We start from the raw sequence: 12,355 nt of genomic DNA, 5'->3' as shown, positions 1-12,355 counted from the left end.
TAGGGATGAATGCAGTAACAGAGAAAATGACAAACCTTGAATGGCTTACTCAGATTGGTCTTAAAGCGATTGAATATACCGAGGACCCGAAAGGCACTGGCGAGAAAGGTCCATCATGGGAAGATCGCTGCGGTGCTATTGCTTCGATTGAATGTCCAGCGTGTAAAGCGTATTGTGAATTGTTGGTTTGGGGTGATTATCGGGATAATACGCAAGCATTTGCTGAGGTTTGCAAGTACATCACAAAAATTCTGTATTCCACAGCAGAGGAGAGGGTGAGTCGTCAAAAGTTTGATTTGCAGTTGTTTTGCTTTAAGGTTGCAAAGATGGGTGTGTTTTATAATTTGCGACCAAAATTAAAAGAAGAAAGAACGCTTCAAGGGCAGTTAAACTTCTTTGGCATTACAGAGGTGAACGCTGATGGATTTGCAAAACGGCATAAATATTTAACTTTCATGGTTGAGAGCATCCTCGATGGGTTTAATGAGGAAATTGATTTCTATGTTGATGAATACAGAAAGAAATTAAGAGATTGACACCTAAACGTCGCTAAGATATAGTTTCTGTACAGTGGTCAAACTGCATAGTTAAAAGACCATCAAGAAAAGCTCATCGAAAGGTGGGCTTTTTTGTTTCTGCAGAAACCATCTAGCTTCAAAAGGTGAGTACTACTTTGGATTGGCGACCCATTAACACGTTCAGTTATGAGCCATTAAGCACACACTACTAAGCCAACTAAGAAGTAATTCTTCCTAGTTGGTTTTTTAATGCCCTGAGAAATGTTGGTGTAAGCAATATCGGGGCACCAATGGCGGTCCCTATTAATTTCTAGTGGTTTTTAAATTAATACCGCCGCCAAATTCCAAGGAGATCAACATGCTCCAATTTCTAAAACGATTATTCTGCTTTCATGAATATGACTACGAGTCAGATATTTTTATCCAGATCGAATGTCGTAAGTGCGGTAAATGGCTGGATGAATAAACCCTTGTCACTTCGGTGACATTCGCCGAACGGATTACGGCAAACAAAGCCCCTCGCATTCTAGATGTTGAGGGGTTTTCTTTTCTTATTGGTGGTGGGTATGACTCAGTATAGTGACGAAGTTATTGCGCGAGAGTTGCAGGCTGAGTTGATTCGAGCGGTAGCGCGCACCCAAGACAAACTTGGGGTGAAATTTATGACCGTGAACATGGATCTCGATATTTATGGCGATGGTTCAAAAGTGAAATTCTCAACAATACCAGAGCACATCCTAAAGCCTGTGAGTTGATTTTATTGGTGGTGTTTATGGACATAGTATCTGCACAAAGGGAATTAAAAGAACATTGCGACCAGATTGATATTTTACTCAGCCTGTCACGCAGCATGATGACCGCTAAAGAGATGGTGAATGTAGATGAAAAGCTTAAACGCCACCGAGAGCGAGCAAGAAACATCAGAATCAATCTCTATGAAGCGCAACCACAAAAGACTCGCAGCAATCAGAAAGCTGCCATGCATTCGGTGCGGTAATCCACATAGCCAGGCTGCTCATTCAAATAGTGCCAAGCATGGTAAGGGTAGATCGATTAAGGCTTCTGATCAGTTCACAGTTTCCCTTTGTTTTAAATGCCATGCTGCATTCGACCGTTTTGAATTGGGTAATCGGGCTGAGAGTGAAGCCATGTTTGATCAGTGGTTGGTGAGAGTGAATCGGATGCTGGTGATGGAAGATAAAGAGGTGTTTTGATGGATATAAGAAAATTAATAGTGAACATCTTGATTATTCCATTACTGCCAATTGGAATGTTAGTAGCTCTCTACCAGCGATTAACATGCAAGCACGACTATAAGAAAATCAAAACAGTTCATGGTGATCAAATTATAGCAATGGGCTGGACGCGCAGTATTTGGGTTTGTGAAAAGTGCAAACATGAATACTGGTCTGGCGATCTAAACAAGATGACAAAAAGATAGATGGAGATAGGAAATGCAAAAAGCCGTGTTTCCTATCCAGAGTCATGCCGACATCACCAAAGCCATTAACTACATGCATACCAATTACACTCAGGCGATTAATGAGGGTAAGCCGTTAAGGGTGGTGATTGATCAGAAGCAGGATGATAGGTCCACTGCACAGAATAGACTCATGTGGATGTGGTTGGGTCAGATAGAGAAAAAGACTGGTCAGGACAAGGACTCACTTCATTACGAATTTAAGAAGAAGTTTCTGATTTATATCTACCGTCGTGATGATCAGGAGTTTGCTGAGACCTGCAATGCGATTGCAATGCTCAAGCAGAATGAATGTGAAGAATACCGGGTGATTGCAGAGCAGGTGATAAGACTTTGCAGTACAACCAAATTAAGCGTTAAGCAAATGACCGAGTATTTGAATTACGTGCATGACTTTGCTGTGGTGAAGTTGGGTGTGCATTTAACTGTGCCGGATGATTTGAAGTGGTGTTATCAAGATGAAGCGTCCTTACCCCCCTATTCAAGATGAAATTGATGAAAACGACATTGATAGTGGTGGCCTACTTCACTTTGAACCAGCCAATAATGATTTATGGCCATGGATAAAAGAAACCTTTCTTGCTGAATACTCAGATTTATACAACGAAGATCATGAGCATTTAAACAGTATCGATCCACCGGATATTTCATTCTTATGGGCTTACTCAACATGCAAGGCTAAAGGTCGTCGTGTATTGGGCCAGACTGAAAAACTCATGATTAATGTGGGTGGATGGAAAAAGAACCGGCAGGAAGTTCAACTGATTGAGTGGTTTGGTGATGTGCCTAAATACATCATTACACTAGATGCACGTGTATGCCAGGTGATGAGTGATACAGATTTTATGGCGCTGGTAGAGCATGAGCTTTATCACATTGGGCAAGAGCGAAATGAAGAAGGTGAATTGATGTGGAGTGCTTCCACTGGTCTGCCAAAACTTTATTTACGTGGTCACGATGTCGAAGAATTCCACGGTGTTGTCCAGCGTTACGGTGCATCACCAGATGTCCAAAAAATGGTAGAGCTTGCAAATGATGGTCCAACTATATCTCGGGCTAATATTGCTCATGCATGTGGTACGTGTTTATTGAAGTTGGCTTAATTTTTTTGCCTATCTTGTTATACCTAGTTATACAAAGGGGTGTTTATGGCAACCTTAAAAGAGCCTGTAAAAATATTTATAGTTCAAGCTCTTGCATGCCGTGATACACCTCAAGAAGTGGCAGAGCTTGTTAAACAAGAATTTAAAATATCAATTGATCGCATTCAGGTTGCTGCATACGACCCAACCAAGCAATCAGGGAAAAACCTCAGCCAAAAATTCGTTCAGCTTTTTAATGAAACCCGTGAAAAATTCGATGCAGGTTTAATTGACATCCCAATTGCAAATAAACACTTCCGCTTAAAGCAGTATCAAAAGCAGTTAGAGCGAAATGCAAAAAATACAGTGATGTCACTCAAGATTCTTGAACAGGCTGCAAAGGACGTTGGTGGGCAGTTTACCAATCGACAAGAAATTACTGGTAAAGATGGCAAACCTATCGAAACGGTAAATTCAAGCGTACCGACTGAAAGCTACCTGAAGGCAAGGGAGCGGGTTTTAGATGAGTATTGATCCAGCACGTGAACTTGCAATTCAGCTTGAAGCTCAAGAGGACCTATATTTCTTTTCACGGTACATGTTTAAAGAACGTCGTAAATACAAGTGGCTGCACAACTGGCACCATCGAGTTGTTTGTGATGCATTAATGAAGGTGTTTCAAGGTGAAACCAAGCGTCTAATCATCAACGTTCCACCGCGATACTCTAAAACAGAACTGGCTGTAATTAATTTTATGGCTTGGTGCTTTGGCAAGGTGCCTGACAGTGAATTTATTCATGTTAGTTACTCAGCTACGCTTGCAGCAAATAATGCTTTCCAGACACGTAACCTAGTACAAGAAGAGGCTTATAAGCGCGTATTTCCTGATTTTGCACTACGTGATGACAGTAAGGCCAAAGATGATTGGCGTACTGCAAAGGGTGGTGTCTGCTATTCACAAGGTACTGGCGGTACGATTACAGGTTTTGGTGCTGGCAAATTTCGCGATTCATTTGGCGGGGCAATCATTATCGATGACCCACATAAAGCCAGTGAAGCCCGATCCGATACGGTACGTAAAGGCGTGATTGAGTGGTTTCAAAATACACTAGAGTCTCGTACTAACTCACCGGATACACCCATCATTGTGATCATGCAGCGATTGCATGAAGAGGATTTGGCAGGTTGGTTGCTTGATGGTGGTAATGGGGAGGTGTGGGAGCATTTAGAACTTTCAGCTATTCAACCGGATGGATCTGCACTGTGGCCAGCTAAACACAGCATTGAAGTTCTGGAGCGAATGGAGCTAGCAGCACCTTATGTGTTCTCGGGGCAATATCGACAAAGACCATCACCACCAGCCGGTGGTTTTTTTAAGCCTGACAATATTGAAATTGTGGATGCATTACCTGCAGACATCATTAAAGAGGTTCGGGCTTGGGATTTGGCATCTTCTGAAAATGAGGGTGACTACACGGCTGGTATGCGTCAAGCCAAAGGCAAGGATGGGTATATCTACATTGTGGACGTGCAGCATGCCCAGCTTGGACCAGACGGTGTTGAGAAACGTATTAAACAAACTGCTGAGATGGATGGTAAGTCTGTAGCAATTCGCTTACCCCAAGATCCGGGACAAGCCGGTAAGGCTCAAGCTAAAAGCTTTATCAAAATGCTGGCTGGTTTTTCTGTCAAAGCCGAGATTGTTTCTGGTGACAAGATTACCCGTGCTCAGCCTTTTGCCGCTCAGGTCAACGTCGGCAATGTGCGGATGCTTCGCGGTGCTTGGAATAAGCCATTGATTGAGGAAATGCGTAACTTTCCAAACGGCAAGCATGATGACCAAATCGATGCAGGTAGTGATGCGTTTAACGAGTTGCTAGAAGCCAGGACAAAAGCCCGGCCATCTGGCGCAGGCACAAGAACATTTAATTAGGAATAACTATGGCAAAGTCTAAAAAAGACAAAGTTAAAAACAAGGCTTTGTCGAGCGGTTCACTTGACACACATTTAGCAGTAAAAAGCTTTTTTAATGCTGGTAAGGCTGCTGATGTTGACGAAACTTTGATGAAAGCAGGTATTCAGCGTCACCGATTGTCTGTCTTACTTGATGATGATGAGATCGGTCAAGCCGCTGAAACTCGCTTAGATGCGTTGCTTGGTGCGCCTTATCGTTTAGAGCCAAATGACACACCCGAAGCTAAATTGCTCACTCAAGAGCTGAATGAGTGGTTTGTGGAGCTTGCAACGTGTGCACACAATGCCTTGTTCTTTGGTTACTCAGTACAAGAGGCGATTTACGAGCAAAAGGACACACATATCGGGCTGCAATGGATTGGTGAAAAGCCGATGGAGTGGTTTGAGCCTAAGAATGACGGACGTTTGATCTATCGATCTGAATCAGGCTATGAAGGTGAAGTGGATCAGACGATTAAGTTTTTCTTAACTCGTCGCAAATCTTCATACAAACAACCTTATGGCAAGGCGTTATTGGCTTCACTGTACTGGTTATTCTTCTTCAAACAGAATGGATTTAAGTTCTGGGCGAAGTTCTTAGAGCGATTTGGCACACCGATTTTGCTTGGAAAAGTAAAAGATGGTGATGATGAAGATATTCAGGCAATGAATAATGCTTTGTTGTCTGCTCATGCCCAGTCCGTTGTCTCAATCGATGCTGAAGATGATGTAGAAGTACTCGGAGTGGCGCAAGGCACAGCAGGGTCGTCATTTGAAACATTCAATACCGAAATCAAGCGTCAGATTCAAAAGCTCATTTTGGGGCAGACGTTGACCAGTGGTACTGATAACTCAGGTAGTCGGGCATTGGGTCAGATACATGAGAATGTACGAAAAGACAAACTCAAGTCTGATATTCGGATGATTACACCGACTATTCAGGCTGTCATAAATGCTTTGTGTGAGCTGAACCAGTGGTCGAAGCATAAAATCATTATCGGTGATGAAAAATCACTTGAGACAGATAAGGCTGAGCGCGATGTAAAGCTTAAGAATGCCGGGGCTAATCTGACACCACAGTATTTTCAGCGTGAATACAGCTTGAAGGATGGTGATGTTGCTGAGGTGGCACCTCAAAGTGACACCAAGGTGACACCTGCATTCTCAGCTATTCCAAAACGTGCATTCAGCTTTAAAGCAGACATGCAAGGCATTGACCTGAATCAGCAAGAAGTTGATGACATGGTTGATGACATCGATAAAACGCTATTTTCCGAGTCTGAATTGCTGAAAGTTGTTGAGACCGTAAAAGATACCAGTGAGCTTCAGGAAAAGCTTTATAGCTTGATGTCTGGCGAGTCGGTTGAGAGATTCAATGCAACCATGGCGCGGGCTTTGTATCTGTTTGATGTGATCGGGTATGTGCAACGGAGTAAGTAATGGCAGTAAGTTACGCTGACGCGCTTCGTTACGCTCGTGATAAGCGTGTTGTTTTGTCTGACGAGTTCTATCTACTAGACTTAAATGCAAGACAATACGCGACTACAGTGAGCTATTTGGCATCACTCGACCAGATCAGGACTGTGATTAATCTGACCAATAGAGCAATTGAAAGCGGTTCGACATTTCAAGAGTTTCAAAAGGCGGTTAAAGAATCGGGAATCGAGCTTAGTCCGCACCACCTGGATAACATTTTCCGCACAAATATTCAGAATGCTTATGCACATGGTATCTGGACGCAGCAGCAGAAAAATAAAGCTAATCGGCCTTATCTGCGATATTCATCCTTAACGGATAGTCGAGTTCGTCCGAGTCATTTAGCTTTAAACAATATTGTCCGTGGCATTGATGATCCGTTTTGGGATACACATTATCCGCCCAATGGATTTCAATGTCGGTGCAGTGTAGATGCTTTGACTGAAGCGCAGGCCAAGAAACAAGGTATTACACCTGATGATGGCCTGATGGGTGTACAACCCGATAAAGGTTGGGCTGTAAGTCCTGTGAGTTATGGCAAACATTTAAATGATGTACTTCAAGAGAAGATTGATGATGCATTACTCACAGACACGCCACTTGCACGAAAATTAAGTGATATTCAAAACGAAGCTTTAATCTCACAGCAAGCGAATAAATCAATCGTTAAGGCTTTCGAGCCAATGTCCGAAGAATCAAAACAGGTCAATGAGGCTATTATTGATCGTGTGTTTGACTCTAAAAAGGATATTGAACCGAGTGCAATACGAATGCTGACCGAGCTTGTGAAAGATGATGAGCAAGCATTAACGGATCTGCTTAAAAACGCTGTAGTGAAAGACGATAAATCTATTGTCGCTTGGATGAAGCGTTCATTCGATTCGCTCATGTTGATTGCCAAGAATCTGAAATCAAAGATTACTGGAAACAATATCAAGGGCTTTGATTCGCTCAAGCTGCAAAAAGGTAATGTGATTGGCATTCAGACACCAACTCTATTTAAGACATCGGCTCAAGCAGGGAAAAGCATCACTATTTTGGATGCAAAAGGCGTAGCACTCGATTTAAGCAAGATTAACGGCTTGAACGGTGCGCTATTGGCTCCTGATTTGAATTTAGAGGTCGTTAGCATCACGGATGATGAAGTGGTGCTAAGAAAGACAAACGAGCTTGCTACACGGCTATTTGTGGCAAATAACACGTTATTTAATTTGTATTAATCAAAATCAATTTAAGACCGTCCGAAAGGGCGGTTTTTTTATGGAGCATGAAAAATGCCAGATCCAAATGAAGAGCGGCTGAAGTATTTATTTAATGCCTCTGCGATTGAGGTACCCAAAGCCGAGGAAGGGCAGAAACGGAAATTTAAAGGCACTGCTTATGCCGGTGGTCGTGTAGATGGTCACTGGTATTGGGGGCGCTCTGGCGTGGTCTTTGATCTTGATGGTATCGAGATTGATAAGCCGGCTGCCTTGCTTGAGGAACATTTCAGTTCAAGTCGAATTGGTGTCGTTCAAACCGTGGATACAAACGGAAAGATTGATGTATCAGGTGATTTCCTTACAAACGCCAAAGCACAGGAAATTGTCCAAGACTCTGATGATGGTTTCCCATTCCAGATGTCCATGATGATTGATCCGGGATCTATTGAGGAGGTGTCTCAAGGCAAGACAGTCACTGTGAATGGTCAATCCTTTGAAGGACCAATCACCATCTTCCGTCAAAACCGTATCCGTGAATTTACGATCTGTTCGACCGGTGCTGATCGGAATACATCTATTAAAGCCTTCTCAGGCAAAGCCAATCCAAACCCAACCAAAGAGGACACAGACGTGGACTTAGTACAGGCGCAAGCCAAAATCATAGAATTGGAAGGTCAGATTAATACTTTGACTGAACAAAACAAACAATTTGCAGCTGCAAAACGTGAAGCTGAAATCACTGCACTAGGTAAAGACCTGGGCAAAGAGTTTAGCGCCGAAGATATTGAAGAAATGAAAAAGCTTGATGATGGTGCATTTGCATTCTCAGCCAAACAACTTCGTCAATTCTCGGCAACTCAACCGCAAAAACCAGCATTGCCAGATTACTTGACTAAGCATCAAGCGCAAGGTGGTCAAAATCAATTCAACGCAAAGCCGATGTCACTCGCTGACCAAGCTAAAGCGCGTAAATAAGGAGTAATACAAAATGGCTGTAACTAAAAAAGGCGTAACTTCGGATTGGCTGGCTTGGGAATTAGATGGCAACCATCGTCCGAGCCGTGAAAATGCAACTGTAGCAATCAACCAAACTATCGAAGATGGTCAGCCAGTATCATTTAATGCATCAGGCGACATCGTTTTATTTGATGGCACTGGGGCTGTTGCAGGTATTGCAATTGGCACAGTGAAAACCACAACCGAAAAAGGCAAAGGCGTAATATTGGCGCATCAAGCTCGTATTGTGGCTGAAAAATTAAAAGTTGAGGCGGGTGACTTGGCGACTGTTGTTGCTGGTCTTAAGACTCTTGGCATCACTACTGTGCGCTCGGCATAAGGGGAAAAGAATGGACGAATTAGAATTTAGCACACAGGAATTATCCACCGCTATTACAAGCTTACCAACTCGCATTGGTAATCCAAACGATGTGAATTTATTTCGCAATGTGCCAGGCACAACCAGTGCTTTTGAAGTTGAGTTCTATGCTGAAGACACAGTTTTAGTGCCAACAACTGCTTGGGGTGGTGTTGCTCCTAAAAACTCAAGCGGTACTCGAACTTTAGAAACTTTTGCAATTCCACACATGCCGCTTGAAGATGTTGTGAAAGCATCTGATGTGATGGGTGTACGCGCGTTTGGCGGTACTGCTGCTGAAACTGTAAATGGCAAGGTACTCGATAAACTTCAGATCATGAAAAATAAAATCGATACCACACTTGCTTATCGTCGCACGAAAGCAAAACAGGGCATCATTTTAGATGCTGATGGCACAGTGATTGTAAACTACAACACGCGCTTCGGTATTACCCCACAGGTTGTTGATTTTGAATTAGGAACCGCAACTACTGATGTTGCTGCGAAATGCCAAGATGTTATTGATCAAATCGAAGATGGTTTGGGTCAAGAAACTACGTCAGGCATTGAAGTGGAAGTTGATCGCGCATTTTACGATGCCTTGGTTGCTCACAAAAACGTGCGTGAAGTGTTCTTAAACTGGTCTAAAGGCGCTGATGTTCTTGCAACCGGTAACAAATCAGGCTTTGAATTTGGCGGCTTGAAATTCATTGTGAACCGTCAAAAAATTGGTGGTGTGCCGCTGATTGGTGTGAAAGAAGGTCATGCATACCCACTTGGCACACAAGATGTATTCTTAAACGCATTGGCTCCTGCAGATTTCTCTGACACGGTGAATACGCTTGCATTGCCATACTACGCATCTCAAGAGCCATTGAAGCATAACCGTGGCTTTGAGCTTCATGTGCAGTCAAACCAATTGCCGATTGTTGCTAAACCAAAAGCCTTGGTGAAAGTGGTATCAACGAAATAAGGTGACCTATGTACGCAGATCGAAGTGATTTGGTCTTGCGTTACGGTGAGAATGAGATTTCTCAATTAGAACGAGGATTAACTGGCGGTGAGTCGGTTGATTCTTACATTGAAGATGCATCTGATATAGCCGATGGTTATATCGGGGTCATCTACGATGTGCCACTTTCCCATCCGCCCAAAAATTTAAAAATCTATATCTGTGATATTGCACGTTTCCTGTTGTGGCGATCTAAAGCGTCAGATCAAGTACGTCAGCGATATGAAGATGCAATCGGGTTTTTAAAGCGCGTAGCAGATGGAAAGGCGATGCTTCTCATTGAGAATATCGAAACTCAGGAAGTAACCAAGCCGAAGAAAGTCAGAGCAAGCGCACCACTTGGGACCACATACACAGGTGGCGTGTTCTCAAATGCAAAACTTGACGATATGCCGAGTCTTTAATCATGGTCGATAAAATTCAATTTCACGGTCAAGAAAAGATAACCGAGTGGCTGAACAGGGTTTTAAAGGAAGCTGGCGACCATTCCAAGTTGATGCACAACATCGGCTCAATACTCGAACATAATACAAAACAGCGTATTAACACGGGCATTGGCACAGACGATAAGCCATGGCAGAAGTCTTGGCGGGCAAAGATGCAAGGTGGCACGACTTTACGTGATACCAGTCGGCTTTATAACTCAATCAAGTACAGCGTTTCCAGTGATGGCAAGCGTGTTGTTGTTGGAACTAATGTCTTTTACGCGCCAGTTTTACATTTTGGCGCTCGAATTACTCCAAAAAACAGCAAGTATTTGAAGTTCAAGACCGCTATGGGTGGCTGGGCACAGGTTAAGAGCGTCACCATTCCACCGCGTCCGTTCTTGGGTATGTCGGTTGATGATTCTCAAGAGGTCTTGTTTGAAATTGAAGAATATTTACTGGAGTTATTAACGGATGCAAAGTGATTATTTTGCACTTGAATCGGTGATTGTGGGGCGATTAAAGACAATAAATGGCGTGTTAGCGATTAATACACCGTTTAACGTGGACGATATGCTTCAAATTACCAACTGTTCGCCTAGCCTGAATGTGATTTATGTCGGGGATCGGGTTGGAGAGAGTGCTGGCCGTGGTCGTGCGGTATCGATTACTCAGCAATGGCTTGTTGTACTGGCTGTCAATGATGCATCTTCACAACTAGAAGAAACGTCAAATATCCGAAAAACTGCCGATCCGTTCATTCGTGAAATATTGGCAAAAATGCAGGGATTTGATCCGGGCATTGCAGGATTCCGGCCTTTTGAACGGGTGGATTCTGGTGTAAATGTCGGGTCGGCTTCAGGCTTTGCATACTTTCCATATTTATTTGAATCACAGGTAATAACTTAATGAAGCAATATAAAGCGCTGAAAGCTGTCGGACGTTGGCAGAAAGGCGATGTGATTGGCGGGCTAGATGATGCTCAGATTAAAAAATTAGTGGCTGACCGTGTGATTGAAGAAATCAAAGCGCAAGCCAAGCCACGAAAAGAGGATGCTAAATAATGGCGAGTAAATATATTTCGTTGCAAGGTCGATTCTATCTTGCAGAGATTAAAAACGGTGTTGCAGGCGCACTACGCGCAATCGGCAACGTACCTGAGTTTGAATTGGAAATCGGTGCTGATATTGTTGAGCACAAAGAATCAATGACAGGTCAGCGCACAACCGATTTCACCATGGTAAATGCGACTTCGGTGAACTTCTCGGGACAGCTTGAAGAAATCGATGCTGAAAACTTGAAGTATATTCTGTCAGGTATGAACTACGAGGTTGCTACCAGAACAGAAGCGGGTGAATCATTAGGCACAGTAGTAGCAGGTCAAGAAATCAAGCTTGATGGCTATAACCTGAAAACCGTGTCATTCAAAGACTCGACCAGCGGCACAGCCAAAACAGTTGACCCAGAAGATTACACATTGGACGCTAAGTTCGGCACAGTGATTTTCAACGATGTTTCTGGTTTGACCATGCCGATTCTGGCAACGTACACCACTGGCGCTGTGACAAACACCACCTTTGCATCCGACTTTAATACAGAATACAAACTGTTCTTTAAAGGCGTGAATACTGCTAGCGGTGATTCTGTTGCTGTGACTTTATGGCGTACCAAGAAGTCACCAGAAACCACGTTCCCGTTGATTCATGAGGAATTAGGGTCTTACTCAATTTCCGGTCAGGCTTTGGCAGACATTACAAAGCAATCGGATGCGCAGCTTGGTCTATACGGCCATATCGTAACGATTCCGGCAGCGACAGCACCTTAACCTACGCAGGCACAAAGAACTCCATAGG

General features: G+C 43.3%; 18 protein-coding genes. All 18 read left to right on the top strand.

What is annotated here, in order from left to right; genetic code table 11:
* The first annotated feature begins 5 nt into the window (after positions 1 to 5).
* The 18 genes from PV763_RS12175 to PV763_RS12090 all read left to right on the top strand — a co-directional run bounded on the left by PV763_RS12175 (position 6) and on the right by PV763_RS12090 (position 12,327).
* Positions 6 to 536, top strand: coding sequence for a hypothetical protein (locus PV763_RS12175; protein WP_420937933.1), 531 nt, complete (start codon positions 6 to 8; stop codon positions 534 to 536).
* Positions 537 to 1,084: 548 nt separating this feature from the next.
* A complete protein-coding gene (locus tag PV763_RS12170; RefSeq protein ID WP_218209095.1) occupies positions 1,085 to 1,273 on the top strand; it encodes a hypothetical protein in 189 nt (62 codons plus the stop codon).
* Positions 1,274 to 1,290: 17 nt separating this feature from the next.
* Positions 1,291 to 1,515: a hypothetical protein gene (locus PV763_RS12165; protein ID WP_420937932.1), complete on the top strand. Its 225-nt coding sequence runs from the start codon at positions 1,291 to 1,293 to the stop codon at positions 1,513 to 1,515.
* A complete protein-coding gene (locus PV763_RS12160; protein WP_420937931.1) occupies positions 1,454 to 1,732 on the top strand; it encodes a hypothetical protein in 279 nt (92 codons plus the stop codon). Before PV763_RS12165 ends, PV763_RS12160 begins: the two co-directional genes overlap by 62 nt.
* A 240-nt stretch (positions 1,733 to 1,972) precedes the next feature.
* A complete protein-coding gene (locus PV763_RS12155) occupies positions 1,973 to 2,488 on the top strand; it encodes a recombination protein NinB (protein ID WP_420937930.1) in 516 nt (171 codons plus the stop codon).
* Positions 2,457 to 3,101 (top strand): putative metallopeptidase, encoded by a 645-nt coding sequence (locus PV763_RS12150; RefSeq protein WP_420937929.1) that lies wholly within the window; start codon positions 2,457 to 2,459, stop codon positions 3,099 to 3,101. Before PV763_RS12155 ends, PV763_RS12150 begins: the two co-directional genes overlap by 32 nt.
* A 45-nt stretch (positions 3,102 to 3,146) precedes the next feature.
* Complete coding sequence (locus PV763_RS12145) at positions 3,147 to 3,614, top strand: DUF2280 domain-containing protein (RefSeq protein WP_420937928.1); 468 nt, start codon at positions 3,147 to 3,149, stop codon at positions 3,612 to 3,614.
* The gene (terL, locus tag PV763_RS12140; RefSeq protein ID WP_420937927.1) at positions 3,604 to 5,013 is read left to right on the top strand and encodes a phage terminase large subunit; all 1,410 of its coding nucleotides are present in this window, start codon (positions 3,604 to 3,606) and stop codon (positions 5,011 to 5,013) included. The genes PV763_RS12145 and terL overlap by 11 nt, the downstream gene beginning before the upstream one ends.
* 8 nt (positions 5,014 to 5,021) lie before the next feature.
* A complete protein-coding gene (locus PV763_RS12135) occupies positions 5,022 to 6,473 on the top strand; it encodes a phage portal protein family protein (protein ID WP_420937926.1) in 1,452 nt (483 codons plus the stop codon).
* Positions 6,473 to 7,729 (top strand): phage minor head protein, encoded by a 1,257-nt coding sequence (locus PV763_RS12130; RefSeq protein WP_420937925.1) that lies wholly within the window; start codon positions 6,473 to 6,475, stop codon positions 7,727 to 7,729. The genes PV763_RS12135 and PV763_RS12130 overlap by 1 nt, the downstream gene beginning before the upstream one ends.
* A gap of 54 nt (positions 7,730 to 7,783) precedes the next feature.
* Positions 7,784 to 8,686: a hypothetical protein gene (locus PV763_RS12125; protein ID WP_420937924.1), complete on the top strand. Its 903-nt coding sequence runs from the start codon at positions 7,784 to 7,786 to the stop codon at positions 8,684 to 8,686.
* Between the two features lie 13 nt (positions 8,687 to 8,699).
* Complete coding sequence (locus PV763_RS12120) at positions 8,700 to 9,047, top strand: head decoration protein (protein ID WP_420937923.1); 348 nt, start codon at positions 8,700 to 8,702, stop codon at positions 9,045 to 9,047.
* 10 nt (positions 9,048 to 9,057) lie between these two features.
* Positions 9,058 to 10,038, top strand: a complete 981-nt coding sequence (locus tag PV763_RS12115; RefSeq protein ID WP_420937922.1) for a major capsid protein — start codon at positions 9,058 to 9,060, stop codon at positions 10,036 to 10,038.
* A gap of 8 nt (positions 10,039 to 10,046) precedes the next feature.
* Positions 10,047 to 10,481: a gp436 family protein gene (locus PV763_RS12110; protein WP_420937921.1), complete on the top strand. Its 435-nt coding sequence runs from the start codon at positions 10,047 to 10,049 to the stop codon at positions 10,479 to 10,481.
* 2 nt (positions 10,482 to 10,483) lie between these two features.
* Complete coding sequence (locus PV763_RS12105; protein WP_420937920.1) at positions 10,484 to 10,987, top strand: phage virion morphogenesis protein; 504 nt, start codon at positions 10,484 to 10,486, stop codon at positions 10,985 to 10,987.
* The gene (locus PV763_RS12100) at positions 10,977 to 11,411 is read left to right on the top strand and encodes a phage tail terminator protein (RefSeq protein ID WP_420937919.1); all 435 of its coding nucleotides are present in this window, start codon (positions 10,977 to 10,979) and stop codon (positions 11,409 to 11,411) included. Before PV763_RS12105 ends, PV763_RS12100 begins: the two co-directional genes overlap by 11 nt.
* Entirely contained in the window at positions 11,411 to 11,566 is a 156-nt protein-coding gene (locus tag PV763_RS12095; protein ID WP_420937918.1) for a hypothetical protein, read from the top strand. Before PV763_RS12100 ends, PV763_RS12095 begins: the two co-directional genes overlap by 1 nt.
* Positions 11,566 to 12,327 (top strand): hypothetical protein, encoded by a 762-nt coding sequence (locus PV763_RS12090; RefSeq protein ID WP_420937917.1) that lies wholly within the window; start codon positions 11,566 to 11,568, stop codon positions 12,325 to 12,327. The genes PV763_RS12095 and PV763_RS12090 overlap by 1 nt, the downstream gene beginning before the upstream one ends.
* Positions 12,328 to 12,355: the final 28 nt, after the last annotated feature.

This window comes from Acinetobacter sp. AS5, from assembly GCF_048957595.1.
GTDB lineage: Bacteria > Pseudomonadota > Gammaproteobacteria > Pseudomonadales > Moraxellaceae > Acinetobacter.
This window is presented reverse-complemented; position numbering and strand designations above follow the sequence as displayed.

Coding starts and splice junctions, on each gene's coding strand:
- PV763_RS12175 (WP_420937933.1), top strand. CDS start 6: ATGAATGCAGTAACAGAGAAAATGACAAACCTTGAATGGCTTACTCAG.
- PV763_RS12170 (WP_218209095.1), top strand. CDS start 1,085: ATGACTCAGTATAGTGACGAAGTTATTGCGCGAGAGTTGCAGGCTGAG.
- PV763_RS12165 (WP_420937932.1), top strand. CDS start 1,291: ATGGACATAGTATCTGCACAAAGGGAATTAAAAGAACATTGCGACCAG.
- PV763_RS12160 (WP_420937931.1), top strand. CDS start 1,454: ATGAAGCGCAACCACAAAAGACTCGCAGCAATCAGAAAGCTGCCATGC.
- PV763_RS12155 (WP_420937930.1), top strand. CDS start 1,973: ATGCAAAAAGCCGTGTTTCCTATCCAGAGTCATGCCGACATCACCAAA.
- PV763_RS12150 (WP_420937929.1), top strand. CDS start 2,457: ATGAAGCGTCCTTACCCCCCTATTCAAGATGAAATTGATGAAAACGAC.
- PV763_RS12145 (WP_420937928.1), top strand. CDS start 3,147: ATGGCAACCTTAAAAGAGCCTGTAAAAATATTTATAGTTCAAGCTCTT.
- terL (WP_420937927.1), top strand. CDS start 3,604: ATGAGTATTGATCCAGCACGTGAACTTGCAATTCAGCTTGAAGCTCAA.
- PV763_RS12135 (WP_420937926.1), top strand. CDS start 5,022: ATGGCAAAGTCTAAAAAAGACAAAGTTAAAAACAAGGCTTTGTCGAGC.
- PV763_RS12130 (WP_420937925.1), top strand. CDS start 6,473: ATGGCAGTAAGTTACGCTGACGCGCTTCGTTACGCTCGTGATAAGCGT.
- PV763_RS12125 (WP_420937924.1), top strand. CDS start 7,784: ATGCCAGATCCAAATGAAGAGCGGCTGAAGTATTTATTTAATGCCTCT.
- PV763_RS12120 (WP_420937923.1), top strand. CDS start 8,700: ATGGCTGTAACTAAAAAAGGCGTAACTTCGGATTGGCTGGCTTGGGAA.
- PV763_RS12115 (WP_420937922.1), top strand. CDS start 9,058: ATGGACGAATTAGAATTTAGCACACAGGAATTATCCACCGCTATTACA.
- PV763_RS12110 (WP_420937921.1), top strand. CDS start 10,047: ATGTACGCAGATCGAAGTGATTTGGTCTTGCGTTACGGTGAGAATGAG.
- PV763_RS12105 (WP_420937920.1), top strand. CDS start 10,484: ATGGTCGATAAAATTCAATTTCACGGTCAAGAAAAGATAACCGAGTGG.
- PV763_RS12100 (WP_420937919.1), top strand. CDS start 10,977: ATGCAAAGTGATTATTTTGCACTTGAATCGGTGATTGTGGGGCGATTA.
- PV763_RS12095 (WP_420937918.1), top strand. CDS start 11,411: ATGAAGCAATATAAAGCGCTGAAAGCTGTCGGACGTTGGCAGAAAGGC.
- PV763_RS12090 (WP_420937917.1), top strand. CDS start 11,566: ATGGCGAGTAAATATATTTCGTTGCAAGGTCGATTCTATCTTGCAGAG.